General features: G+C 67.9%; 23 protein-coding genes and 1 pseudogene. 7 read left to right on the top strand and 17 right to left on the bottom strand.

The annotated features are described in order from the left end of the window. Positions 1–24 precede the first annotated feature (24 nt). The 7 genes from DEP02_RS00205 to DEP02_RS00175 all read right to left on the bottom strand — a co-directional run bounded on the left by DEP02_RS00205 (position 25) and on the right by DEP02_RS00175 (position 7,232). Positions 25–621 (bottom strand): DciA family protein, encoded by a 597-nt coding sequence (locus DEP02_RS00205; RefSeq protein ID WP_112465248.1) that lies wholly within the window; start codon positions 619–621, stop codon positions 25–27. After that, positions 618–1,187, bottom strand: a complete 570-nt coding sequence (locus DEP02_RS00200; RefSeq protein WP_112465247.1) for a hypothetical protein — start codon at positions 1,185–1,187, stop codon at positions 618–620. Before DEP02_RS00200 ends, DEP02_RS00205 begins: the two co-directional genes overlap by 4 nt. Before the next feature lie 74 nt (positions 1,188–1,261). Next, positions 1,262–1,597 carry a DUF6083 domain-containing protein gene (locus DEP02_RS00195; protein ID WP_157977340.1) on the bottom strand — a complete coding sequence of 112 codons (336 nt, stop codon included), beginning with the start codon at positions 1,595–1,597 and terminating at the stop codon, positions 1,262–1,264. A gap of 428 nt (positions 1,598–2,025) precedes the next feature. Beyond that, positions 2,026–3,762 (bottom strand): relaxase/mobilization nuclease domain-containing protein, encoded by a 1,737-nt coding sequence (locus tag DEP02_RS00190; protein ID WP_112465245.1) that lies wholly within the window; start codon positions 3,760–3,762, stop codon positions 2,026–2,028. Further along, positions 3,759–4,250: a plasmid mobilization relaxosome protein MobC gene (gene mobC / locus DEP02_RS00185; protein ID WP_112465244.1), complete on the bottom strand. Its 492-nt coding sequence runs from the start codon at positions 4,248–4,250 to the stop codon at positions 3,759–3,761. The genes DEP02_RS00190 and mobC overlap by 4 nt, the downstream gene beginning before the upstream one ends. Positions 4,251–4,601: 351 nt before the next feature. Continuing rightward, positions 4,602–5,441, bottom strand: coding sequence for a DUF2637 domain-containing protein (locus DEP02_RS00180; RefSeq protein ID WP_438947707.1), 840 nt, complete (start codon positions 5,439–5,441; stop codon positions 4,602–4,604). 252 nt (positions 5,442–5,693) lie between these two features. Beyond that, entirely contained in the window at positions 5,694–7,232 is a 1,539-nt protein-coding gene (locus DEP02_RS00175) for a DnaB-like helicase N-terminal domain-containing protein (protein ID WP_112465242.1), read from the bottom strand. Between the two features lie 279 nt (positions 7,233–7,511). On the opposite strand from DEP02_RS00175, the gene DEP02_RS00170 reads away from it, so the two are divergent. The 4 genes and pseudogenes from DEP02_RS00170 (at position 7,512) to DEP02_RS00155 (ending at position 11,225) form a co-directional block, all read left to right on the top strand. Further along, complete coding sequence (locus DEP02_RS00170; RefSeq protein ID WP_111002271.1) at positions 7,512–8,075, top strand: helix-turn-helix domain-containing protein; 564 nt, start codon at positions 7,512–7,514, stop codon at positions 8,073–8,075. Between the two features lie 152 nt (positions 8,076–8,227). Beyond that, positions 8,228–8,527, top strand: a complete 300-nt coding sequence (locus DEP02_RS00165) for a helix-turn-helix domain-containing protein (RefSeq protein WP_112465241.1) — start codon at positions 8,228–8,230, stop codon at positions 8,525–8,527. 11 nt (positions 8,528–8,538) lie between these two features. Continuing rightward, positions 8,539–9,762 (top strand): annotated as a pseudogene (locus DEP02_RS00160) (tyrosine-type recombinase/integrase); the annotation flags it as partial. Positions 9,763–10,520: 758 nt separating this feature from the next. After that, entirely contained in the window at positions 10,521–11,225 is a 705-nt protein-coding gene (locus DEP02_RS00155) for a PaeR7I family type II restriction endonuclease (protein ID WP_112465239.1), read from the top strand. Positions 11,226–11,420: 195 nt separating this feature from the next. Here the strand turns inward: DEP02_RS00155 and DEP02_RS00150 are convergent, their stop codons facing one another. From DEP02_RS00150 to DEP02_RS00115, 8 genes are all read right to left on the bottom strand, one after another. After that, the gene (locus tag DEP02_RS00150) at positions 11,421–12,464 is read right to left on the bottom strand and encodes an IS30 family transposase (RefSeq protein ID WP_232838889.1); all 1,044 of its coding nucleotides are present in this window, start codon (positions 12,462–12,464) and stop codon (positions 11,421–11,423) included. A gap of 691 nt (positions 12,465–13,155) precedes the next feature. After that, the gene (locus tag DEP02_RS00145) at positions 13,156–13,869 is read right to left on the bottom strand and encodes an 8-oxoguanine DNA glycosylase OGG fold protein (RefSeq protein WP_112465238.1); all 714 of its coding nucleotides are present in this window, start codon (positions 13,867–13,869) and stop codon (positions 13,156–13,158) included. 229 nt (positions 13,870–14,098) lie between these two features. Next, entirely contained in the window at positions 14,099–15,340 is a 1,242-nt protein-coding gene (locus DEP02_RS00140; protein WP_112465237.1) for an AlbA family DNA-binding domain-containing protein, read from the bottom strand. A gap of 104 nt (positions 15,341–15,444) precedes the next feature. Beyond that, positions 15,445–16,170, bottom strand: a complete 726-nt coding sequence (locus DEP02_RS00135; protein WP_112465236.1) for a PaeR7I family type II restriction endonuclease — start codon at positions 16,168–16,170, stop codon at positions 15,445–15,447. Positions 16,171–16,184: 14 nt separating this feature from the next. Continuing rightward, positions 16,185–17,861, bottom strand: coding sequence for an Eco57I restriction-modification methylase domain-containing protein (locus tag DEP02_RS00130; protein ID WP_112465235.1), 1,677 nt, complete (start codon positions 17,859–17,861; stop codon positions 16,185–16,187). Between the two features lie 147 nt (positions 17,862–18,008). Further along, a complete protein-coding gene (locus DEP02_RS00125) occupies positions 18,009–18,626 on the bottom strand; it encodes a hypothetical protein (protein WP_111002278.1) in 618 nt (205 codons plus the stop codon). Beyond that, positions 18,623–19,063 carry a hypothetical protein gene (locus DEP02_RS00120; protein WP_112465234.1) on the bottom strand — a complete coding sequence of 147 codons (441 nt, stop codon included), beginning with the start codon at positions 19,061–19,063 and terminating at the stop codon, positions 18,623–18,625. Before DEP02_RS00120 ends, DEP02_RS00125 begins: the two co-directional genes overlap by 4 nt. Then, positions 19,060–19,242, bottom strand: a complete 183-nt coding sequence (locus DEP02_RS00115) for a hypothetical protein (RefSeq protein WP_112465233.1) — start codon at positions 19,240–19,242, stop codon at positions 19,060–19,062. Before DEP02_RS00115 ends, DEP02_RS00120 begins: the two co-directional genes overlap by 4 nt. A 943-nt stretch (positions 19,243–20,185) precedes the next feature. Between DEP02_RS00115 and DEP02_RS00110 the strand changes: the two genes are divergently transcribed. The 3 genes from DEP02_RS00110 to DEP02_RS00100 all read left to right on the top strand — a co-directional run bounded on the left by DEP02_RS00110 (position 20,186) and on the right by DEP02_RS00100 (position 23,784). Further along, positions 20,186–21,073 carry a prohibitin family protein gene (locus DEP02_RS00110; RefSeq protein WP_112465232.1) on the top strand — a complete coding sequence of 296 codons (888 nt, stop codon included), beginning with the start codon at positions 20,186–20,188 and terminating at the stop codon, positions 21,071–21,073. A 1,626-nt stretch (positions 21,074–22,699) separates the two neighbouring features. Next, positions 22,700–23,368: a YeeE/YedE family protein gene (locus tag DEP02_RS00105; protein WP_112465231.1), complete on the top strand. Its 669-nt coding sequence runs from the start codon at positions 22,700–22,702 to the stop codon at positions 23,366–23,368. Then, a complete protein-coding gene (locus DEP02_RS00100) occupies positions 23,368–23,784 on the top strand; it encodes a YeeE/YedE thiosulfate transporter family protein (RefSeq protein WP_112465230.1) in 417 nt (138 codons plus the stop codon). Before DEP02_RS00105 ends, DEP02_RS00100 begins: the two co-directional genes overlap by 1 nt. A 14-nt stretch (positions 23,785–23,798) precedes the next feature. Here the strand turns inward: DEP02_RS00100 and DEP02_RS00095 are convergent, their stop codons facing one another. Further along, entirely contained in the window at positions 23,799–24,785 is a 987-nt protein-coding gene (locus DEP02_RS00095) for a DUF2637 domain-containing protein (RefSeq protein ID WP_232838887.1), read from the bottom strand. Between the two features lie 29 nt (positions 24,786–24,814). Then, entirely contained in the window at positions 24,815–25,120 is a 306-nt protein-coding gene (locus DEP02_RS00090) for a hypothetical protein (RefSeq protein ID WP_232838886.1), read from the bottom strand. Between the last annotated feature and the right edge of the window lie 99 nt (positions 25,121–25,219).

Below are 25,219 nucleotides of genomic sequence, written 5' to 3'. Positions count from 1 at the left end.
GTGCCGGCCGAGGAACTTGACGGTTCACGGCCGGCGCGTGGGTTCGCGCGGAAGAAGCTGCCTTTGGCGTTGAACGGCGGCTTGGATGGCAGGGTCGGGCAACGCTGGTGCTGGCTGCCATCGCCGCGCGTGTGTACCGTCCGGTCGGACGAAAGGCGGTAGGGCGAAGGGCCGTAGAGGTCCGGTGATGTCCCTCTTCACCAGACGGATCCGGCGCACGGTCTGGGAGCCGAGTTCGACGTTGATTCGTTGGATGAGTGCGTCTGCCAGGAGCTTGACCTGGGTGATCCAGGCGGTGGAGGACCCACACAGTGTGAGGGTTCCAGATTTCCGGTCGAAGCCTGCCAGGTCCACGTGGCCGACCAGGGGTCCGGCCACGGAGACCCAGCAGTTGAGCAGCGTCGCCTCGGTCTCGCTCCAGAGCCCGTGCTCGGAGAACATCTCAAGCAACGCCTGCCCGAGCTGCACCGGTGGTGTCCGTCCGCGCAGTTGCCTGCGAACGGCAGGGGAAGCCGATCGCTCGGTGAAACGGTGCAGACGGGCATCTTCCCTGGCCCGCCGCAGCATCATCCGGGCCAGATCCAGGCGTTGCTCACCGCCGGCCGCCTCTTCGCGAGTCACAGGTCGACCTGCTGGCGGAAGGTTGGGGTGCCCCAGACACGTACGACGTTGTGATCGGTGAACGCGTACACCAGCCGGTAGGCGGACGCCGGGTGCGGCCCTTGCCGCAGCTGCGCCAGGTACTCCTGTGCCTCCGACTCGCTGCGTCGAGGTGTTCCGCACACCTGCCAGGCTTGCCCATTCCACATCTCGGGGATCCAGCGCTTTTGCGGCTCGGGCTGTTCGGCGCGCAGCCGGTGCCGAGACTGCACCCGCGCTGCGGGGGCTTCGTCGTCGGGGTCGGCGAAGCGCGGTCGGGGCGGTGTACGACGACCTGCCCGGCGGCGGGTCTCGCAGAGCAGGCACAGGTCTGCGGCGTCGGGGTCGACCGGTCCGTTCGGGTGTTCGGAGCATCGGGTGACCGGCTTGGGCGTGCTGATCGTCTCGTCCAGCAGGGCCAGCGCGCGTTCGAGGTCCTGGCGGATCTCCTCCACGTTGGGGACGGCCTCGCCGCCGGTGAGCCGCTGTTCGTGTTCACCGGCGACGCGCAGAGCACGACCCAGCGCGGCGACTTGGGCATGGTTCATGGACGGACCTCTCCTTCGTCTTCGGCACCTACCGGGGATCCGTCGTGCCACTGTGCCGGGACCAGAGCCCTTGATCAGCGGCTTGGCCGTGGGCTTCGGGCCAGCCGGAGCCGCATCGCCCGCCACAGCTCGCCCGCGCCCGGGCTGGTGGTGGGCTGGCTACGGTGCAGGCCCGGGCAGCAGGCATCGTGAGCCACCTTGGCGGTGCCATAGTCACGGTGGTGAGGTCCCGGCCAGGCGATCCCGCCGGCGAGATGGTAGACCTCGCGGTCGGCGAAGTGCCGGGCCGGGTACTCGCCCGGCATCAGGGCGATCCACGCCACTTCCTTGTCGGATTCCTCGCCCTCAATAGCGGAGACGGGGGCGGCCCCTGCCTGGGGGCGGTAGATGTTGATCCCGTCGTAGTCCATGGTCCGGTGACGGTGCGTGGAAAGGCCACAGTCCGGACACGGCACCGTCAGCTTGCGCCCCCACGCCGGCACGAGATCGTCAGCCGGGCCTTGCTGGGGAGGAACACTCATCGCCACCCACCACCTCCGACGTGTGAAGGACCGCAGGGGTCGGCTCGCCCAGGCGGCAACTTCCAGGTTAGCGACCCGGGTTGACACGGCCCTGGCTATCTTCACATCCGATGGCACAGCCGACTGCCGTCGGTGCCTGGAGCACACGGAGCTGGCCGAGCTTGTGGCGCAGCAGCTTGACGCGGGCCAAAGCCGGGCCTCCAAACGGGAGGCCCGGCTTCGCGCTGCGGTGCCTTGTTCCGGCGTTACCTGCGCGTCACGGCCCGTGGCTGGGGCCGGTCCGTACCTGCGACCGGCTATGTTCCGTCGCCTTCCGGTCAGCGTCGGTGGCTGAAATCGGTGACAGCGCTCGGCGTTGGCAGGTTGCTGGGCGCTGGGGACCCTGGGCGCCGACTGCCTCGGGGAGGCGTGTCCTGGGGGCTCTCGGGTAGGGCGGGCAGGTGGGCGCTGCGCCGCAGCCGCCAGACGAGGACGTCGCTGATGGAGGTGGCGGTATCGAGCTCGCGCCGTCGGGCGGCTTCGGTGAGTAGGGCGGCCGGGTCGTGGCCGGCCCTGCGGGCGTCGTCGAGGGTGGCGGCCAGGGCGGGCCAGCCGGCCTCGGCCCGGATTCGTTCGGCCAGCTCCGGCAGCACCTGGTGGAGAAGGCCGGCGTGCCGCTGCCGAACACGCGGGGCCAGACGATGGCCTCGCTGGCGGAGGACGGCCATGGGGTGGGCCGCGGCGGCTTGGTAGGCGGCGCGCAGGTGTTCGCCGGCTTGTTGGGCGGCGGCTGCCTGCTGGCTGTGGTGCTTCCTGGCGTGCCAGTTCGCTGCGGCGGTGGCGAGGAAGAAGGCCATGTCGATGAGCATGGCGGTGGTGGCGCCGTCTTCGCCGCGGCCCAGGGCGGGCCCGCTGTGGACGAGATCGCGGGCGGCCTGGCGCAGGGCGCGGTCGTGCCCGCGTACGGCCTTGATGTGGGAGCGGCTGGCCCGCTCGAACGCGAAGGCCGCATTGCGCAGTTCGGCGCGGGTGTGGGCGGCGGAGGTCTTGGCGAGCGCGTCCAGGATCTCCCCTGCCGCGGCGATCTGGGCTGCCGCCGTGCCGTCGTCGCCGTGGTCGATGATCAGCAGAGCCTGCCACGTGGCGGCGGTGGCCCGGCGCCGCGCGAACGCGGGACCCGTCACGTCCGGCAGGACGGATTGCTCCGGCCGGGAGTCGTGAGCCGAGACAGCGGTCTCTGCGGGAAGGGTCCAGCGTTCGCGGATGCGGGGCAGGGACAGGTCGGGTGCGAGTGTGGAGCCGGCGTAGAAGACCGGCTCGCCGTCCTTGTTGCGGTCGTCGGTGAGGGCGACCTTGTAGCCGAGCAGGTCACCGGAGGGCGCGACGCGCTTGCGGATCAGCAGGCCGGCGGCGGCCAGCCGGTCGAAGAACTCCTCCTCGCCGGTCACGCCGGCCACTGCGCGGCGGACGGTTTCGCGCAGTTCTTCGCGCGCCGTGCGGTCCCGACCCTCACGTTCGGCCTTGTGGCGCTCGGCGCTGGTGGCCCGCTTGGCGGCGGTGCCGTCACCGGGCGCGACCTGGTGCAGGCCGAGTTCCTTTTCGATCAGGCGGCACTCGGCCTGGGCGCGTTTGCCGGAGCGGTGGTGGTCGGGGCGGCGGCCGTCCTCCCGGACGAGGGCGGCGATGATGTGGATGTGGTCGTCGGCGTGGCGGACGGCGGCCCAGCGGCAGCCGGCGCCGTCGCCGGGGTCGATGCCGGTGGCGGCGACCATGCGGCGGGCGATCTCGGCCCACTGCTCGTCGGACAGGATCGGGTCGTCGGGGGCGGCGCGCACGGAGCAGTGCCAGACGTGCTTGTCCGGGCGCTGGTCTGCGGCGAGGAGGGACAGGGGCTGGTCGAGGAGGTGCTGGAGGTCCTTCTTCGTCACCGAGGGGTCGCGGCCGGGGTCGGGAGCCATGCCGTCGAAGGAGGCGACCAGGTGCGGGTCGATGTGTTCCTCGTGGGTGCCCTTGCCGTACAGGTAGTGCAGGAGGCCGAGGGTGTTGCTGCCCTGCTGGTGGATCCGGGGGATCAAGCCGCCTGATCCTCCCGCCGGTTGGTGATTCTGTCGGCCGCCCGCTGGACGGCCTGCGCGGCGCGTCGCAGATCGGCGAGAGCGGCGGCGAAGTGCGGTGCGTCCACGCCGGAGTTGAGGGCCTTGGCGATCTGGTTGACGTTGCTGCCGGCCCAGCCCAGCTGACGGCGCACGCCGAACAGCGCGGTCAGGACATCGCGCTCGGTGGCGATGGCCGCGGCGGTGCGGGACTGGTCGCGGGCGGCGGCCAGGGCGGAGTAGGCCAGGAACCCGGCCACGCTCATGCCGACGTGGTCGGCGCCGGACCGGATGAGGGCGAGCTCGTGCTCGTTGAGGCGGACGCTGTGGGCGGGACGCTGCTTCTTGTCGCGCGGACGCGGCTTGCTCCTCCCGGCCCTGGCCTTGCGGCCGGCCCTGCCCAGCTGCGGTCCGCCCTCGGCCGCAGCCTCTCCTCCCGGCGCCCCCTGGCGTCGGGAGGACCCCGCCACCCCCGGGGCGGGGTCGGGTTCGGGCGCTCCCCCTGCGGGGGAGTGTCCGGACCTCCAACTTGCTGCCGATTCGGCTGGGGTCGCAGTGTCAGGTGTGGCGGGGTGCTCGTGGTGCATGGGGTTGATCTCCGAGGAGTCGTGCGGGAGGTGGGTTGTACGCGCGGTGGCGGAGCCGGGGATGGCTGAGCCGGGGTTGGTTCTGCGTGGCCGTGAGGAGCGGCCTTGGCGCGGTTGGCGTGGCTCGGGTGAAGAGCCGCGCTTGCGGGAAGCGGGCTGGCGGCGACGCTCGGGCGGCTGTGCCAGGCGGTGGCGGTACGTGGTTCGCCACCGCCTGGCGTTCTGGGGTGGCGCTCAGACGACGATGGCGTTCTTGGCGGCGTTCAGTTCCGCCCTGACGGTGGCGGCGGCCTTCTGGGCGTCGTCCTTGCTGATCGTGTAGCCCTTGGCCCTGACCGCCTTCTCCAAGGCGGTGCGGGGAACTTCGCCGGTCTCGGAGCCGATGGCGCGGGCCGTGGCGAGCAGCTCCTCTTCTGGGACGGTGCGTTTGCGCTGGGCCGCCTTGGGCGCCCTCTTGGCGGTCGGCGCCGTGGTGGCGGACTTGGCCTCGGGCGTGGGTGCGTTGCTCGCCTTGGCGGGCGGAGCTGTGCTGGCGTCGTCTGCCTGCTTGTGGAGGGTCTGGCGGCTCCGCCTTGGCGTGGCGGAGGTGGTGGGCGGCGTGGCGGCGGGCGCTTCCGCCATGGCGCTGTTGGCGGCGAGGTGGCGGTTGATGACGAGGTAGAGGTGGACGGCGCCGGCGAGGGCGAGCGGGGCGATGGCGGACAGGGTGCCGGCGGTGGTGTTGTTGAGGTGGAGGCGGGTGCCCTCGTTGAGGCCGATGGCGTGGACGACGTTGGCGCCGATGCTGGTGCTGGTGGCCAGGCCGACGAGCGTCCACACGTAGAGGCGGGAGCGCAGCGGGGCGGTGCGCAGGATGAGCAGGGCGACGATGCCGATGGCGATGAAGCCGTCGATCACCAGGGGGAAGAGGTAGGTGAGCAGCCCGCGCACGTGGCTGGCGACGGCCATCTGGCGCAGGGCGTCGTAGGAGAGGGCGAAGGCGACGGCGGCGAGCAGGACGATGCCGACGCGGATGGAGCGGCTGCCGCGGACGGTGGTCGGGGCTATCGGGGCAGGAGAGGGCAAGTCAGGCACTCCAGGGGTAGTGCGGTGGGGCTGGTGGTGAGGGGGTGAGGGGCGTTCACGGAGGGGGCGTACACGCGGGCCCCCTTCTAAAGGGGGCCCCGCGCGTGATCGCTTGGGCGCGTGTGCGGCGTGGACGCTCGCGTGATCGCTCTACCTGCACCTTTGCGGTGAGCGTGCACGTCGTGAGCGGTTTTCCGGGGCGTGTGCGTGCGAGGGGTGCGTGTACGGTCGCGTGAACGGTTCAGGCGGTGGTGCGGGCGGTCAGGACACGGCGCCGATGTGGCGGGTGGAGGCGTGGTAGCGGGCCTGCTGGCCGCCGCCGTTGCCGCCTGCCGTGCCGTCGGCCTTGGTGGCCAGTCCGGCCTTGACGAGGCGTTCGAGGTGGCGCCGGGCCTTCTCGACGTCGGCCCGGTCGGGGTTGGTCTCGCCGGAGAGCACGCCGGCCAGCTCGCGGACGGTCAGGCCGCCGCGTGCCGCGCGCAGGAGCGTGATCGGGTCGAGGGCCGGGTCGACGGTGGTGGTGCCGCGCTCGTGGTCGTGGACGACCTGGAGGGGGCCGATCTCGCCGGTGGCGAGCTTGAGGTGGTGGATGGTGACCGCCGGGTCGCCGGGCTTGCCGTCGAGGAACAGCACGCTGCCGGCGCCGGAGGTCAGCCAGGTGGAGCCGTAGACCCGGTCCAGGGTGGGGCGTTGGCCCTTGGGGGTTTCGGCGCCGGACTTGCGCTGGTGGTGCAGCTCCAGGACCTCGATGCCGTTCTGGACGGCTCGACCGCGGGCGTTGTTGTACGCGACCGCGAGGGCGTCGTCGACCATGGTGCTGACGGCGTCCTTGAGGCTGTCGACCACCAGGGTGTCGGCCTGGTGCGCATTGGCGAGGTCGGCGAGGAGGTCGGGCTCCTTGTCGAGGGTGGCGGGCAGGGGGCCCTGCCAGACGGCGAGCCGTTCGCGCAGGACGGCCTCATGCCTGGGATCGACCGCGCGGGCCAGGGCGCGGGCGATCTGGGTGGGCCGGTCGATCGCCAGGTACAGCACCTTCTTGCCCGGCACGACCGGCATGTCGAGGACGGTGTCCTTCAGGCCGATGCGGGCGAGGACGACCTGGTGGGCGAGGGTGGTCTTGCCGACACCGGGCGGGCCGACGATCATCAGGCTCTCGCCGGAGGCCCAGGCGGTCTGCGCCGGGGTGCCCCAGATCGGCTTCATGTCGGCGGTCTTCGTGACGAAGTCCCAGCCGTTCACCAGGTACCGGGAGAGTCGTCCGGTGCCGGAGGCCAGGGCGCGTTCCCGCTCGGCCCGTACCTCGGCTTCGGCGGCGTTGCGTATCTCGTCCGGGTCGGCGCCCGGCTCCGTGACGCTCTGGACCAAGCGGAGGCCGGTCTCGCGCAGGCGGCGCAGGTCGGCCTTGCGCCGGACGATCTCGGCGTAGTAGCCGGCGTTTCCGACCGACGGCGGTGCACCGGCGAGTTGGTGCAGGTAGACGCGACCGCCGATGCGGTTCAGATCGCCGGTTCCCGTGAGGTGCTCGGTCAGGGCGATGGGGTCCGTGGGCGCGTCGGCGGAGCGCAGCGCGAGCAGCGCCCGCCACACCGTCTCGTGCGCGGGCCGGTAGAAGTCGGCAGCGTCCAGGATGGCCCGGACCTCGTCCACAGCGTCGCTGTGGTGCATGCACGCGCCGAGCACCGCCTGCTCGGCGTCCAGGGCGTACGGCGGTTCGCCCGGACCGTCGACGATCGTCTCGGCGGTCGTGGCCGCGGGCCGGCGGGATGGCATTTGCGGTGACAGGCCCGTACTCTGGGCCATAGGACTCCTCTCCCGGCAGGCCATACGGAGCGCCAACTCCGGCCACCGGTCCAGATCGTCATGGTTGGGCGGTTGCGAGGATCTCCGCTTCACCCCCGGTGTTCGCAGCACCGGGGGTTTCTGCGTTGTCCACCCGCGTTCACCGGTGGACGGCACCACCCTACCAGCGCATTCGGGAAACATCTACTTGCATTCGTCTCCCGAACAGTGTTTAGTGGTGTACCCGCGGCCGTACGGGTATGGCCACGCCCGGACGACCGCACGAACGAGGAGGTGAGCATGGCCAGCGGCAAAGGCGACGACTCCGCGCGCACGGTGAGCGACCGGCCCCCGGTCGAGAACAACATCGCCGACCGCGTGAAACTGGAGCGCGAGGCACGCGGCTGGAGCACGGTCACCCTGGCCGAGAAGATGGCCGAGGCCGGCCACCCCATCGGCCAGTCCGCGATCTGGCGCATCGAGAGCGGCAAGCCGCGCCGCCGGGTCAACACCGACGAGGCGCTCGGCTTCTGCAAGGTCTTCGACATGACCCTCGACGAACTCGCCAGCCCGCCAGGGCAAATGGCCAACCCGATCATCCGGCGGCTGGTCGGCGAGTACGTCGAGCTGTGGAAGGAATGGCGGGCCCTGGGCAAGTCCATGGACGCCATCCAGGACCAGCTCCGGGAGTACACCAAGGTCAACCCGGACCAGGACACCATGGTCCGCAACCTGCTCGCCCACGAACTCGACGCGGCCTCCAACGGCGACTTCCACCGCCACAAGGGCGCCAGCTCCAGGCTGATCCGCTGGCTCGGCGACGCCTTCAACCCGCCGGCCGCCAACGCCGACGTAGACGAGTAGTCGGCTCGCCGCCGGACCCTCGGTGCTGCGAACACCGAGCCCTCCACCGCGGCACATCATCAAGCGCGACAGCGCAACCGCCCAACCACCCACCACCACGACCGGTCCCACCGGAGTTGGCGCTCCGTACGCGACCGGGCTGAGGAGCCCTCTTGTCCCAGTTCCCCCTGCCCGTCACCCAAATCGCCCAGCTGCTCGGCGTCCCCGAAGAGGCCCTGCGTGCCCTGATGGCCGAGCGGGGTGACGAACCCGGCGACCCCACCCTGGTCGGGCTCACCGTCGAGGAGGCCGCCCGCCGTCTGGGCATCGGCCGGACGAAGATGTACGAGTACGTCTCCTCCGGAGAGATACGTTCCGTCAAGATCGGCAGCCTGCGCCGCATCCCCGCCGAGGCAGTGGGCGAATTCCTAGCCCGCCGCCACCGGGCCACGGACTTCGACGCCGCGGCCTGAGGCAGGCGCCCATGGCACAGCCCCGAAAGCCTCAGAAGTCCCGCCAGCCGAACGGCGCCTCCTCGATCTTCCTCGGCAAGGACGGCCGCTGGCACGGCTACGTCACCGTTGGTGTCAAAGACGACGGCACTCCGGACCGCCGGCACGTCAGCCGCAAGACACGTGCCGAGGTCACCAAGGTCGTGCGCGACCTGGAGAAGCAACGCGACTCCACAGGCGTGCGCAAGGCCGGGCAGACCTGGACGGTCAAAACCTGGTTGACCCACTGGGTGGAGAACATCGCCGCGCTCAGCGTCGGCGAGAACACCATCGACGGCTACCGGGTGGCCGTCTACCACCACCTCATCCCCGGCCTGGGCGCGCACCGCCTGGAGAAGCTGGAGCCCGAACACCTGGAGCGCTTCTACCGCAAGATGCAGGCAAACGGCAGCGCCGCCGGCACCGCCCACCAGGCCCACCGCACCGTCCGTACAGCCCTCAACGAGGCCGTACGGCGACGGCACCTCACCACCAACCCGGCCTCCATCGCCAAGGCCCCGAAGATCGAAGAGGAGGAGGTCGAGCCCTACACGCTGGAGGAGGTCCAGCGCCTCCTCCTCGAAGCGGGCAAGCACCGCAACACCGCCCGCTGGGTCATCGCCCTCGCGCTCGGCCTGCGCCAGGGCGAGGCCCTCGGCCTCAAGTGGGAGGACGTCGACTTCGAGAACGGTGTGATCCTCGTGCGTCGTGGCCGCCTGCGGCCTCGCTACAAGCACGGCTGCGGCGACAAGTGCGGACGCAAGCCCGGCTACTGCCCGCAGAAGATCAGCGTCCGGCGGGAGACCAAGGACACCAAGACCCGCGCCGGCAAGCGCCCGATCGGCGTTCCCGAGGAACTGCTGAAGCTGCTGCGACGGCACAAGGAGAAGCAGGACCGCGAGCGGGCTCTGGCCCGCGACCTGTGGGTGGAGAAGGGGTACGTGTTCACCTCGCCGACCGGCGAGCCGCTCAACCCCAACACCGACTACCACCGGTGGAAGGACCTGCTGAAGGCGGCGAACGTCCGCGACGGCCGCCTCCACGATGCCCGCCACACGGCAGCCACCGTGCTCCTCATCCTCGGTGTGCCCGACGCGATCGTCGACCGCATCATGGGCTGGGAGCCCGGCAAGTCGGCGCGGATGCGCAGCCGGTACCAGCACCTCACCGGCCAGGTCCTCCAGCAGACGGCCGCAAAGGTAGGCGGCCTGCTGTGGGGCCCGACGCTGCACCCGCCTGAGCCGACACCTGGAGGTGCCGCGCCCGGACCGAGCCAGAATCCCGCCCCGGCTGAGATGACCGTGTACGTCGCCCGCCTCGGCGACCGTCCCGTGCCTTTCGCGCACCGCGAGCACGCCGAGACCGTGGTCTCCCAGTGGGGCAGCGACCATCCCGGCCACGCTGCGGAGATCGAAGCGTGGGACCGGTCGAAGTGGGAGCAAGAAGGCCCCGGCGGCATGCGGGGCATCCGCGACCGGATGCCCGACCGCCGGCTCGTCCACCACGCCCACGCCGTGTTCCTGCCAGGCGGCGAACGGCTCAACATCGGCCGCGATGAGCAATGGTCCGTGTCGGCCTGGGAGTTCGAGACCGACCTCTACACGGACCTGCCGGTGCGCTGGCACACCACACGCCGTCCCGGCCAAGAGGTCGAGGCCCAGGTACGCGGCACGGACAAGGACGCCGTCACCGCCGCGTTGGCCGATGCTTGTGCACAGGCTGTGGACAGGGCGAGGAACCCCGGACGATACGGCGACGTCCACAGTTCCTAGTCGGTATGAGCACGGTGGGCTGCGTTCGATCTGGGGCGCAGCCCACCTCCGCTTCCACGCCGGCGGGAAGACCAACGAGCAACCACTGGTGCTGGTTTGCCGCTGCCCCGACGCCCCATTGTCAGTGCTGTGCCTCAGACTTGGGTCAGCCACGACTCGTCACTCGGAGTCCGTGGTCTGCCTGAGCGACAAGGGAGTCGACCATGAAGCCGGAAGCCGTCCAGCAAGCACTCGAGCACTTCTGGATCAAGCGGGACGAGCAGAGGAAGAAGCAGAAGGACGGGGGAGAAGCCGGTGGAGAGGCGCGAGGAAACGGGCATCTCAAGGCGTTCGAAAAGATAGTAGCGGATTCATTCGTCGACTGTGGTATCGGGGAGGGGGATATCCGCATGGGTAAGCCATACCTGCCCGGGTATTACCGCGTGCGTAAGCAGTGGGACCTTGTAGTGCTGTATAAGAAAGTGCTCGTTGCCGCTTTTGAGTTTAAGTCCCAGGTTGGCAGCGTGGGAAAGAACTTCAACAACCGATTTGAGGAAGCGCTAGGCAGCGCAACCGACCTCGCCGCCGCTCAGAGCGAGAACCGGCCGTTTGGTGACGTACCGCCTTGGCTTGGCTACATCTTTGTGTTGGAGGAAACCCCTGACACCGAAAAGCTGGACAGGGAGACTCGCGCACTGTTCGAGACCGATCCGGATTTCAATGGCCTGTCGTACAATCAGCGTTATCAGGAGATGATGAGGCGGTTCATCGGCAAGAACGTCTACGACATCGGGTGGTTCCTTACTACGAAGAGGAGCGAGGACGGAACCGTGACCTACAAGGAGCCATTGCATACGGCGACTTCCCGCGCTTTGCAGGTTGCTATCGAGGGGCGCGTTAAACTCGTGAAAGCCATGCTGGGAGAGTAGTTACCCCTTCTCTTCCTCTCCTGGGCATTGGGAAGGAAGGGGTGATGCATGTGTAGATCTGGGCTCTTGTAGCGAGGAGGTGCTTCAGCTGATGAGTGTTTTTGATAGTGATTCCGATCTGCGACGCGGAGAGCTAAGCTTCCATCGCGAGCGAACCACGATACGCATGTATCCCCTATTTTGGAAGGGGCGGCGTCAGCCGGTGGAAGCAATTGAGCTGGTCAGCAGCTCGGTGAAGACTTCTGCGGGGGTGCGGTAGTCCAGGATACGGCGGGGCCGGGAGTTGAGTTCGCCGGCTACCGCCTGGAGGTAGGCAGGGTCGGTGGTGATGTCGGTGCCCTTGGGGAAGTACTCGCGCAGGAGGCGGTTGGTGTTCTCGTTCGTTCCGCGCTCCCACGGCGAGTGGGGGTGAGCAAAGTAGACGTCCAAGTCCGTTGCCAGGGAGAGGCGTTGGTGTTGGGCCATTTCGGTGCCCTGGTCCCAGGTCAGTGATCTGCGCAGGGTCTCGGGCACGTCGGTCACGGTGGTGATGAGGGCGTCGCACACGCTGGTGGCGTTCTTTCCGCCGGGCAGGGGGACGGGCAGGAAGAAGCGGCTGGTGCGCTCGACCAGGGTGCCCAGCGCGGTCTTGCCGTTCCTGCCGATGATCAGGTCGCCTTCCCAGTGGCCGGGCACGGCACGGCCGGCGGCCTCTGCGGGACGGTCGTCGATGGAGCGCATGCCGATGATCCGTGCGCCCGGCGTGGTGGCCCGGCCGCGGGGCTTGCGGCTGGTGCGGCCCGAGCGGAGCTGGACACCGTGCCGGGCGAGCTCGCCCTTGGGCAGGGCGTAGATCCAGGTGTAGACGGCCTCGTGGGAGATCACCTGGTCAGGGTCGCCGCCACCGCGCTCCCGGCGCAAACGGCCGGCGATCTGGTCGGGCGAGTGCCCCTGACCGAGGCGGGCCAGGACCTCGCGGCGCAGTTCGGGCAACCGGTCGAGTTTCCGCGCTTTCGGCCGCCGACGAGTCTGCGCGGCAACGGAGTTGGCCCGAGCCGCCCGGTAGCGCTCACGCCCGCCGTGGCGGCGGATCTCGCGGCTGACGATCGAGGGACAGCGGCCGATCCGCTCGGCGATCTGTTTCTGTTCCAGGCCCTCGGCAAGCCCTCGGGAGATCTCTTCCCGCTCCAGCAGGGACAACGGGCGGCGGGACGAGGACGTGCTCAGGGACAACGGGCGGCGGGACGAGGACGTGCTCACGGGTGGTGCTCTCCGGTCGGGGATCGAACCACCGAGCCTATGAGACCGAGATCAATTGCTTCGACCGGTTGGGATCAAGAGGATCTGCCTGAAGGGGGAGGAGGGATTGTTCTTCCGGCCGACAATAGGAGGCTGCAGAAAATAGCGGAGAAAATAGGGCTACAGTTTCGTCGCGAGGGGCATTATGATGCGCCTCCGTACAGTGTTGACGAAGCCGAAGAGAGGCGTGAGGTAGCCCTCTTGGTGAAGACGCAAACCTCCATTCCGCTTGCTGCTGGCGCTGTGGGTTTTACTCGTGACGGCGACGGAACGTGGCTTGAGTGGGTATGGGTGCACCCATATGAGCGAGGGCGCCTCCTGTATAAGGCTTGGCCTGAGCTAGAAGCGCGATATGGCCAGTTTCATTTCCGACCGCCGATTTCGCCGGCCATGCGAGGATTTCTCAAGGCTCAAAACATCGACTACGGACAGTACGGGGAACGTCCGCCAGGGGCACTGGCCTAAATGCTCCTTGCCTGACGCTGTGGCTGGTCAGTCGTCCCAGCAGTGCCAGGAGACTTGTCTGTCCGGCGGCTTCACTAGCCTGAATTGGTCTGATCGGACCCCTACCGTGTCGGCCTCCGGGCGTGGACGTCAGGCAAGAACAAAAGCCGTGAGGCGGTGTGCCTCCTCTGACAGGGTCTCGTAGTCATCAGGGTTCGAAGAGCCACCGTTCAATCTGGTCCGCGCACACTTGACGGCCGCTGCGGTCGCTCTCTTCTCGTGCCCAGCGGGCAAGAAGAGTGCAGTAGCGCTGGTAGGTCTCCGGCGGCCAGTTTCCTCCACTGCGGAGGGTCGTCCATCCGCATCGAGTGTTCAACGCGTGGGCGACCCGGCTGTCGATGATGAGACATGGGTGGTCGGGGGCACCAGCGCCAGCGAAGTACAGGTACTTGGTGAAGAAGGCAGGGCCAAGGTAAGGCAGAGGTGTGCCGGTCCCAGGTGACAGGCACCGGTAGGCGGCTTCTGGATCGGTACGGGACAGCCGGGCTGCATCCCGCAGTGCTGCGGCGGCAGCGCCTGGGGCCTTGCTGATGCCGTCGAGCCGGCGGCGGTTGAGGCGCAACCTGGATCCGCTGCCCCAAGCCAGGACATGCCACAGCAGCCGCAGGACGTCCCGATCGCTGTCGAGGGAACCCGCCATGGAGAACAGCTCGCCGCGGCTGATGGTCATGGAGCTGGCGCCCTCGAGTCGACCCACGATCGGTCCTCCCGGCAAGCCCCGCTCAGCGAGTGCCGCATTCCACCAGGTTGCCCGGACAGAGATCGTGTGGGCATGAATGCGCTCTGCACGTTGCTGCCGCAGGACGGTACAGCCTTCCGGCGGAAGGGCGAGGGACGCCAGATCGGTTCCCGGGTGCGTCATGTCTTCTGCCATCTCGCATAGCGCCCGTGCCCCGCAGCCTGCGGCCAAGGAGGTATCGGCCTTCGGTTGTGATCGCCGGACTTGGTGGGGGTGCCTGTCATCGGAGCGTCTCCTCGTGTGCGGGCTTCCCGCCGATGGCTCGCGAATTGGTCCGCGACCCAACTTGGTTACACCAAGCCGTGCAGTGAACTCCGCCGGGCCGACCGCAGCCAGCCTGTGATGGGATGCGTCATTTGTGTCGGAATCCGGCGGCTATCTCGTAATGGCGGGCCGGTACCGTGTTGGAGCCCCGGCGAACGAAGAATTCCAGCCGCTCTCCATTCCGGTAGGCGTGAGGTTGGCCGCCGGCAGATACCTCGATCGCCAGCACCCGAAGACCGTTGTGGTTAATGACGCGCAGCGTGTACGACGGGTCGGGTTCTATGCAGTTACGGATCATCTGCGTGATCGCGAGCTTCGCCTGGTCATCGCTGACCTGCCGGCCGAGTCCCACGATGTGAAGGTCGTCCTCGATGCCGATCAAGACGGTGCCACCGTCCTTGGAGGCGAATGCCGAGATGGTCTTCAGCATCTTCTTGCGGGACTCCCCCTCCGGGATCTCCCGTTTGAGCTCCAGGTGTGGGCCCTCACCGCCTGCCAGCAGGATGTCGAGCTCAGGACCGGGGTCCTCCCAAACCACCGAGGCATCGCGCTCGTGGCCGTAGACGGGCGCGGGAAAGTAGCGCAGGTCCAGCCACTGCCCATCACGGCGTAGTACAAGCAAGCTGTCGTGGCCCAGCCCCTGGGGGAGGTCGAAGGTGTAGGTGCCGGCGCCATTGAGGGGTTGCCGCTGGTGACGTGTCGGTTCGGTCAACTCCAGAATGACGCCATCTAGGTGCTCCCCCGCCACCGTGGCGGTGAGACGGTCGGCCCCGATGGTGATGTTCGGGAACCAGGCGTCGCGATCCGGCTGGATGATGCGCCACAGGTCCGGGCGTACCAGGCGGCTGTCCTGCGGACTCTCGTACAAGAAGGCGCACAGGGCGGCGTCGAAGTTCAGGTAAGTGGGGCCCTCACCGACGAGTACCTCCTGGGCGGGGGTCGGCAGGTTGACGTCCTGGTTGACCGTCCACTCGGTTCGCGGCCACGGCGTGCTCAGCCGCGCCCAGTCCTGGCGACCCCGCAGACGCTGGACGGAGGCACTGGAGGCGGTCGGCTGTCCGGGGAACTCCACCTGCAGGCCGAAGACCTCCTGACGCTCGCGGCGCAGCAGATTGGCAGCCACCGCGCCGGGCAAGGGAAGCTCTAGGAAGGTGGCCGTGGCGTAGCGCCAGGACCGCTCCACAACGGGCTCGACGTTGTTCAGGGTGATCTCGCCGTGGTGCAGTCGCCAGCCACTCTCATCGACGGCGACCAACACCAACCTGGCCCGGACGACAGCATGCCCGTCGAGTATCGCGGCCAACTCAGCCACGTCCATGGTTTTGGCCATTGACGACTCCCTATGCCACTCGTGGAGCCGAACCTGGGCCTTTGTCGCGGCTCTTTGGGGAAGGCTACGCCTGGTCGGTTTGCACAGGCACTTCGTTATTTCTTCTATCCAGGAAGGCCGAGATCCTTCAAGTACGTCAGGCGGGCGTTGATCGCTGCTGAAAAGTGCCTCCAGTCGAGGCTCTCTACCAACTCGATCGGTTTCGGATTCTCAGCTGACGACGTGACGTAGCATGCGGCATCATAGAGTTGCTCAGCCATCAACCGCTCGCAGAAGATACCGAACCGGTCCTGATAAGAGGTATTGCGCCAGACATCCTCGACGGGCAAGGCTCCGCGGGCTGTCTTGACCGGCCTTCGAGAGCCCTCTCCGTCCTGCATGATGAAGAAATAGCCGAGCCAGGGCTTTTCCCTCGGGTAGAGCTCGGCAAGGGCGGCCCGGCGCAGGTCCACTGCGCTACCGAGTGCTTCCTCGACCCGGTTGTTGTAGTTGTTGCCGTACGACGGCCCGCCGAGAGCCTTCATCTCGAAGGCTGCGATGAGGACATTCTCGTGTACGACCACGACGTCCCACTGCTTCTGCGGTCGGTAGTAGCCGGGCAGCTCCAGGCCCTGGGACTTGCTGACCCGGATGCTCTCAGGCGGGTAGCCGGCTTCGAGGAAGAATTTCGCCAAGAGGGTGGCGATGGCATCGAAATGCTTGCCGCCCCGCACGGAGCCGGCTGTGCCGGCTCCCACCGCATCCCTGATTGCCGACTGCTCGTTCTGGAGCTGCTTGGCACCCCAGTACGCCGCTATGGCGTCCTCGAAGTCTTGGCGGGTGACCGTCAAGATCCGTTCCCTCCCTAGTCGGGCAGCTCGACCAGCCCGTAGACACGCAGTGCGGCCTCCGTGGCAGCCTTCACGTCGCGCTTTTCGAACGCTTCCGCGAGGGCAGCCTTGTCGCTCTCGCTGATTGCTTCCGGATCGGGCACGCGGATCTTGCGGAGGTACTGCGCTTGGAAGCGAAGCGTCCCCCCTCGCATCTTGACCGCGTACGCCTCCACGAACGCTTCCGCGACCTTGGACAGCAGAAGGCCACCGAGTACCCGCATGTCCCAGACATCCGAGACGATGAAGTACAGGTTGTGGTGAGGGTACAGGCCACCCTCATCCAGGACCGGATGGATCGTCAGCTTCATGTCCGGAAACAGCAGCTTGGGGCGTCGCGTCAGACGGTGGTCGACCTTGTCGATCGTCTTGTACCAGCGCTGAGGCTGCTTGACGGCGATGTAGCGCTTCCGCAGGGCGGCCCCATGCTCCTCGAAGTACGCGGCGAGCCGCGGGTAAGCAGAGAGATCGACCAGGTCACCTTCGGTGGTCCAGGGGTTGACCAGGTAGGTGCGGTTCCAGTTCAGGGTGCCGCTCGTGGTGTCGCGGACCATGGCCATGGGCAGCAGCCGGTCGCTCTCGACCAGGTTGTCGTCCTTCGTGAGGAAAACCTTGTCGGCGCCGGTGGCGATGCCGATGCCGACACGTGTCCCAGTCTTGGTGTCCTCCAGCAGCCGGAAGCGTTCGGTGAGTTCCTCCAGAACCGCCAGTCTGGCCGGCGAGGCGGCCGGCCACGAGTCCTCGTCCGGGAACCAGTGCGGCATGCGGGCGGCCTGGAACGCCGCAGTCGTAACCGACTCCGATGCGTCCTTCGCGTACCAGTCGGCGAACTCGCGGGCTTGGGCGCTGCCGAACGCCCGAGTGGTGTCCGCCGCCACCGCTTCGCCCTGGAGCCGGTTCGAGATGATCGTAATCGCCGGATAGGCCGATACCTGGTCCTCGAAGGCATCCACGTCGTGCATGACCAGGGCCAGGTCCATGCTGAAGCGGCTGGTCACCAGCTGACGGAGCCGACGGCCGTACTGGTTCCGCATCCAACGGTCGGCGCAGATGAAGCCCAGTCGCCCTCCGGGGTTGAGGCTTCGCAGCGCGACCTCGTAAAAGCCGATGTAGATGTCTGCCCTGCCACCCATCGTGGCGCAGGCGCTGCGGTAGGCCGCCATCCGGTCGTCGGGGACGTCTTCAAGGCGGATGTACGGAGGATTCCCTACCACGTAGTCGGCTCGGTGATCTGCATCCGGCTGGAGCAGGTAGTCACCTTGTCCGACCCAGGCGTCTGCCACCTGCCGAGCTTCCTCGGCCGGCCACCCCTCGTCCACCAGCTGCTTCTCAACGACTGCACGGCTCTGCTCCACGTTGCGGTCCAGAAGATCCAGGGCGCGGACGGCTGCGAGCGCATCTCTGAGAGGGCGATTGTGCGTGCGACAGGAGGCGCTGATCCGCGATGCGACGGCTGTCAGGAACGCACCCGTGCCACAGGCCGGCTCGACGAGCCTCACGACACAGAGATCCTTGTCGGCCGTGTAGCCGAGAAGGTCGAGGATCAGGTCGACCACCCAGCGTCGCGTAAAGACCTCGCCGTGTTCCACGGCCTCCGTGGGGAGGGCGGGAAGGTCGTGCAGGTCGGTGCTGGAGAGCAGAGGAGTGGCCACGTCCCGACCCTACTAGGGGACGATTCCGGCCATGGGCTCCGTTCACGAATGAGTGGCGCTGATGTGGAGGCGCGCCGTCGGGGAGCACAGCAGCGAGGACCCGGGCTGGTGGTAGGTACGCCAGCCCAGGGCCGTCCTGCATGAAGCTCAGGCCGCCTTGGCGGGAGCGGTGTCCGCTACCCGCTCGGCGCGGACCTGGCGGAGTAGGTGCAGCACTTCGTCGTAGACGCCGTCTGGATCGTCGGTCTCCAGGATCAGCATGGCCACCACGTCGAGGGCGTGGTTGATCTTCTCGTCGGAGTCCTTCTTCGCCTGTTCGATCCGTTTCAGGTGGCGGGCCACCTCCGGCCGAGCGTTAGCAAACGCTGCGGGCAGTCTGGCGAGGGCGTCGGACAGGTCCCAGCCCTTCGGGATGAAGTACACCGCCTGCGTCGGGTCCTGGCTGAGCACCTTCACAACAGGCTCGGTGATCCGCGGCCCATCGGTGATCTCCACGTTCAGGAGCAGCTTTGAGGCAGCGTGGTACAAGGCCGTGAGATCCGGTTCGTGATCTTCGAGGATCACCTCAGAGATGATGACGCCCTCAGAGGAGAGGCGGACACGGGCGAGCATGACTGTCGCGTCGAGGGAAGCCCGCTCGGGGTCGTAGGCGGCGGTGAAATGGTCGCCGTCATGGCGCAGCATGATGGCTTTCGGCTGCCGGGCATCACCCCGGTGCAGGTGAAGTGGCACAGCGAAGAGGCGCTCACGGGTCAGAATCGTCATGCCGAAGCCTCCGCCCTCCGCCAGGCCCGCCCAAGGGCGTCGCTGCGGTCGCCGTTGTGGCCGTGCTGCTGGGTGCACGGCATGCGGTCGGGCCAGGTGCCGTCGGTATCCGGCTGGGCGTCCATGCGATCGCCGGTCAGCGGGTCGCGGTCGGGGCGTCGCTCCAGACACTTGGACCCGACAGGGCTGCTGGGGGTCGTGCGCAGCGGGCCGGACTCGACGTGGCCGCGTCGGCTGACAATCTCTGCCACGTGCTTGGCGATGAGCTCCGGAAGCTTCTTGAGTACGGCCTGCGGGTCGTCAGCCTGTCGGCAGGCGGCAATCAAGTCCCTGGCCACCCTCGCGAGGACCAGTTCCGTGAGCTGAGCGACTTGGCCATCGTCGACGACGAGGGTGTGCGGCGGGAGCTCGTCGATGTTCAGGTCGTTGGTGGTCATGCGGTCTCGTCCTCCTCGGCTTCGTCCGAAGCGCGTTCGTCCACGGGAGCGATCACGAACTTCTGGAGGAGCGTGTAGGCGACCTTGAGCTCGGGAGTGCCATCGCGTTCGACGAGCTTGTGCAAGCCGATCCCGGCCACGACCAGCAGAGTCGTGACCCCGCAATACGAGTCGGCCATAGCCTTAACCTGGTCCCAGGTAAGACAAGGTGCCTCGCAGGCGCGGTCTGCCTGCGTGGTGGGAGTGCGTTGCTCAGTGCGGGCTGGCCTCGTCGTTGCCCCGACGACTACGGCGGTCATGATCGTTCTCCTCCCTGTCGCTGCAAAGCCAGTCGGGGTCTACCCATGGGCTGACCAGGTGCCCATGCTCCGTTCGAGGGATATCCGGCCGAGCCACGTGACGCGGCAGTCACATCTCGTGCTTCTGGTGGCAGACCCGGTCGTATCAGCGGCCGGAGAACGAGGCCCGTTGATCGATGAGTGCCAGCTTCGGAGGAAGGACTTGAGACCCCGTGTACGGCGCGGGATGCATCGCTCGACAGGTGCCGCGGACGCTGTCCGCCCGCGTCCGCACTGATCCGATCATGGCAACTGAGACCACAGCATGACGAAGGTCCCGATCGCACAGCGGTCGGGACCTTCGTTTCGGCTGGTCAGTGGTGCAGGGGCTCACCGCTGCGGCACCACCCGCCACTCATGCCCCGCTGAGCTGGGAGAACAGGGAGAGCTCTGGTTGCAGTTCTGGTTGCATTCACCCCCGTCCAGCACCATCCACCACCCGCCGGCGGCTCCACTCCGTCGCAGGTCAGAACGTTCCTGATCGCTCCCGGATCCCCGGGCGAACATTTGGAAAGCGTGTTGGGGGCAACCCCTCAAGGGTTCGAATCCCTTATCCTCCGCACCCGCCCACCAGGGCAGACGAAGGTCCCGACCGTTCAGCGGTCGGGACCTTCGTCGTTCCTTGGTTGCGGATCGTTTGCCGAACGACAGCGCTCAGGCCGGCGCCGTGGCAGTGGCGCCGTCTGCGAACGCCCGCTGCTCTCTCCGCACTTCGGATGCCATATTCTCCACTGGCGAGCAGTGCCGGGGGGTACCGCTCAGGGTCTCTCAGGGGGGAACCATCGTGCTCGTACTGTCATGTCTGCTCGTTCTCGCCGCCGTGGTGATGTACGTCATCGCCCGCGCCCAGGACTCGCTCCGGCTTCGGCTGGGTGCCGGCGCCGCGCTGCTCGGCAGCGTGCTCTCTGGCATCGCCAGCACCGTGTACGTCGTCAGCGCCTACGAGGTCGGTGTGCCGGTGACGTTCGGCAAGGTGGGTGCGCCGATGACGTCCGGGATGCATCTGAAGGCGCCGTTCACCGATGTCACGCCCTTCTCGACCCGTCCGGTCGACCTCAACCTCTCCGACAAGGACGTCGTCGAGGTGCGGTCCTCCCAGGGGGGTGTGATGTACGCGGAGGTGACCGTGAAGTGGGCGGTCAAACCGGACAAGGCGGGGGAGCTGTACCGGCTGGCGGGGAGCGAGGACGCCATTCAGCAGCGACTGGTCTACCCGGACAGCCGGGAGATCGTCCGGAACGTCTTCGCCCGCTACACCAGCGAGCAGGGCTACGCCTCGGACCGGGAGAGGATCAACGCGGAGATCGGCAAGTTGATCAAGGAGCGGCTCGCGCCCCGTGGCATCGACATCACCGCCGTGAACCTGCGCAACGTCAAGCCTTCGGACGCCCTCCAGAAGCAGATCGACCGCAAGATCCAGCAGAAGGAGGCCACCGAGCGGGCCGTCGAGGCGACCCGCACGGCGGAAGAGGAGGCCAAGCGCCGCAAGATCGAGGCCGAGGGCATCGCCCGCGCCAACAAGATCCTCAACGACTCCCTGTCCGACAAGGTCCTGACGAACCAGTGCATCGACGCGTACCGGGAAGCGGCCAAGGAGAACCCGGTCTACGCCGTGCCCTGCGGCTCGGGCAACGGCACCCCGGTCATCGTGGGCGGCAGCGGCCGGAACTGATTCCTCCCGCCGGCTGAGCCGGCGCATCGTGCTCGGCCCGCACGGGCACGCCCGGTGAGCCTGTTCCCAGGCCCAGCCGCACCCGAGGTCGTCCCGGGTGGCGTGCGGTGGAACAGCATGGCAGCGCACTGCCTCGCCGGGCCCTGGAGTATGCGTGACCAATCGGGTGGGAGGGCCGGGTGACCCGGCCCTCCCACCCGATTGCCTTGGTCTCGGTTCTGGTCTCGTTCACGCCCGTCCAGCACCGTCCAGAGCCGGCGTGGTACCCCGTTTCGCACCAGGTCCGAACGCCCACGCTCCCCACTGAACCCTCATGCGAAGATTTGGAAAGCGTGTTGGGGTCGGCTCGGAGATGCTGATGACGCTGGGCCCGTCGACATCGGTGAGGCCATCACCGTCGAATACGTCGCCACCGAATACATCGCCACCTCGGGCAGTCGGACCGTGCGCACTCTCAGCCGTCTCGCACTCGACCGCCCTGCATCGAGAAAATACGTCCTTCTGTGCGAAAGGCGGTCCAGCCACTGGCGGCCGAGCAGGCCACCGACATCCTGCGCGGCGACAGCCCGGTCGCCCTCCTCGGAACATGACCTCACGCCGGGCTTTTCGCCCAATCGACGAGCCGGGCCCACCAGCCAACCGTCGAGCGGCCCGGTGAGTCACCTGCGCGCTCCGTCGCCTCGCCCGTGCACCGCTGAGACTTCGGCATGCCCGCGAGCACTCGCTCCCCGTGCCTCCCCCCAGCCCTCGTAGATCATCTTCCGGCACGCTCGACAGGCTGCGCGTCAGCACATGCTTCTCCCATTCTCGTGTTCATTTGCGATCCGCATCATTCACATCCTCGCCACAAATAGCTCCAACATTCTCACCCCTTCCACAAGACAGGGCGGGTGCGTCCATTCCGTGGTGTATCTCACCGACTGATGAGAGAAAGTCCCCAAGGTTGCTCGGGACGCCGAAAAAATGATTGCATCTCGCCTGAACGTGGTGACGGAAAGCATCAGCACGCGAATGGAGAACGGCATACCGCCCGCCCCGAACAGGCGGTGCGTGCCGGTCAGAAGGGAGCAACGTGGGTTGCTCACACGCCGCAGCATGTCCCCTTTTCCCCCTGCTCAGGGCGAGCTTGCAAGGTTGGCGCAACTACTACTGCGACAGCGCGGACCGGTGGCGCGAGTGTGCGCGCTACGAGATGTCGCTCACCGGTGAACGCGTGCCCATCAGCCTGCTGCCCAACGGGGCCACCGCGCGACACCTCGAACGCGAGGCCGGCACGAACCGGTCGGGCCACGCCGGCCCGGGGCAGGCACCCCAGCAGACACCCCAGCAGACACCCCAGCAGACACCTCAGCAGGCCCCGCCGCCGCAGCCCACGGCTCAGTACGAAGCGCCATTCCCGCCCGCACCAGTCCAGTTTCACCAGTCGTCACCACCCGTACGGATTCCCCCGCCTGTGAACAGCCCCGCTGAACACGGACACGTATACGGATACGGACACGTATACGGATACGGGCACGGATACGGACACGGACACGAGCACGGATACGGATACGGACACGGGCGCCGGGCGAACAGTCCGAAGCGCGGCTGGTGGGCTCGGCTCGCCGATTGGATGAGAAACCCCGCATGAGTACGTACTGGCCCTGGTGGGCGGGCGCTGTCGGGCTCGCTCTGGTCACCATCAACTACACCCTCACCACCGACCGGTCCTTCGGGGTGTCGTCGGCGTGGGACCGTGTGCTGCACTGGCGCCGCGAACGCCGCCTCGAGCAGATGGAGGAGGAGTTCACCGACGATCAGGCTCTCGCCGAGGCGCTTGCCGCGGCCACCGCGGAGCACTTCGGAACCGGTGCCGGCGCGCCCACCGCGCCGCAGGTGCCACACCAGATGCCGTACGGGGAGTCTCAGCCGCCGCCCCCGGGCGTCGAACAGGCAGCCGATGAGACCCCTTCCGTCACGAGCACGGGGCCGGCCCCGCTGGTCACCCAGGCCGCCCTGCTGGTGTCGATCTTCCTCGGCGGCCTGATCGCCGCGTTCACTTCCGGGCGGTTCCAGCTCCGCTACGACATGGGTCCGGGTTTCCGGGACCTGGTCACCGCCGATCCCGTCACCATGGTCGTCCTGCTGTTCCTGGGCGGTGTGCTGGTCGGTTTCGGCACTCGGCTGGCCGGCGGGTGCAGCTCCGGCCACGGACTCAGCGGCTGCGGCCGTCTGCGCCCGGTCAGCATCGTTGCGACCGCCGTGTTCTTCGGCACCGCCGTCGGGGTGTCGTTCCTCCTGTGGAAGGTGATCTGATGCGTACCCGGGGCGCGGTTCTGCTGGCCAACATCATCACCGGGCTGGCCCTCGGCTACACCGTCGCCAACATCGGCTTCGGCGACTACGCCGAGCTGAACCGCATGTTCACCTTCCAGGACCTGCGCATGTTCTTCTCCTTCGCCGGCGCGGTCGGAATCATCGTGTGCGTGTTCGCTGTGCTGCGGGTCCGCCGCACCCCCGGGCGCATCCACGCCGGTGTGATCCCCGGCGCGGTGCTGTTCGGTACGGGCTGGGCGATCTCGGGCGGGTGCCCGGCGATCCCGATCATTCAGGTTGCCGGCGGATACCTGCCCGCCCTGGTCACCGTTGTCGGCGTCGCCGTCGGTATCCGGCTGTGCCGCTGGGCCAACGCCCGGTACTTCCATCTCGACCGCGGCTCCTGCGGGCTGTAGCCGGGCGCCGGCGGTCACCTCCTCCTGGCGGTCGCTCCTGCGGTGGAGCGCGTCGTCGGGGCGCGGCCGGTGTCGCGGCCGGTGTCGCGGGTGGAGGTCGGGGTGGAGGCCGGGGCGGGGGGCTGACGGTGGCGGGGGGTCGTGCGGCGGGGTGGGCGGGTCAGGGTGATCTGGCGCACGACTTGCTGGAAGCAGGCCAGGGACGCCAGGCCCGGCAGGGCGGCCGCCGCGATGTCGACCATCGTCCTGGGCGCCTGGACGATGCACAGGAGCATCGCGATGGACGAGAAGATCAGCACCACGCACCAGGAGTGGACGGCGCGGCGCCGGTGCAGCGCGGCCCGCAGGACCGACAGCGACGCCACCAGCCAGGGCCCGTACACCAGGAGGGGCCACCACGACGCGAGGCCGTCCTGCATGCGGGCCAGGGCCACGACGCGGAGGGGATCGTAGGCGACCATTCCGCCGAAGAAGCTCACCGATGAGGCGACCACCGCGGTCAGTGCGGCGATGACATGGCTGGCGGTCCGCAGGACGTTCGGACGCTTGCGTTCCCGGACCTTTCGATGGCGTCGGGAGACCTCCCTCAGCGGAGGCAGTTCCGCGGTGATCTGCTGCAGGTTCTCCAGAGGGGTGTTCGGGGTGTTCGGAGCGTTCGAAGTGTCCGGGGTGCTCGAAACACCCGAGGCGTACGGGGTGTCCGGGACATTCGGGGCGGGCAGGGCGGTGAACGGTGCCTCGTCCCGGACGGTGGGGGCGGCCGGCCCGTGCTCCTGCATCGCGTCCTGGAGCATGAAGGCCAGTTCCTCGGCAGGGTCCCAGCCCTCGTCCGGCGGCACCAGGGGGGCCGAGAAGAACTCCGTCGGAGCCCGGTGACGGCCCGTGCCGGCCTCCTGGTGTGCGCCCGGGTAGGGCGAGTGGCCGGAGAAGCCCGGGTGACCCGAATAGCCCCAGGGATCCTGATCACCCGAATAATCAGCTGAAAAGCCAGTGGAATTCACCGAACGGCGGTCGGTACGTTCGTCATACATCACGCAGTCGGCTGTTCCGCTCCTGAGAAGGCGGACCGAACCTCCGAACCGACCCAGCGGCGGGCGAGGTCGGCTTCCAGTGTGCTCATCGCGTCCAGGAAATCCCGCAGCAGGGGCTCGGTCACCTTCAGCGCGACCGGGCAATCGCCTCTGGTCAGGGTGCCGTTGACGGCGGCCGACGAGTGCACCGGAGCGGGAAGGTAGGTATAGGGGCCCAGCGGCACCGCCCGTGCGGCGGCGTTGGTGTTCTCTCGCTCCCGCCCCATGAGCAGACCCCAGTACCCTTCCCTGGTTGTCTTGGTCATATCCCGACTAACGCCGTCCGACTTTCCCCGGATGCGCGGCAAACGGGTGAAAGAATTCGACCGTTCGGGGCTGTGTCGCCGACGGTTCGCATGATGACC

This window comes from Streptomyces triticisoli, assembly GCF_003270085.1.
Lineage (GTDB): Bacteria > Actinomycetota > Actinomycetes > Streptomycetales > Streptomycetaceae > Streptomyces > Streptomyces triticisoli.
The sequence above is the reverse complement of the archived record's forward strand: the minus strand, read 5'-3'. Positions and strand labels throughout refer to the sequence as shown.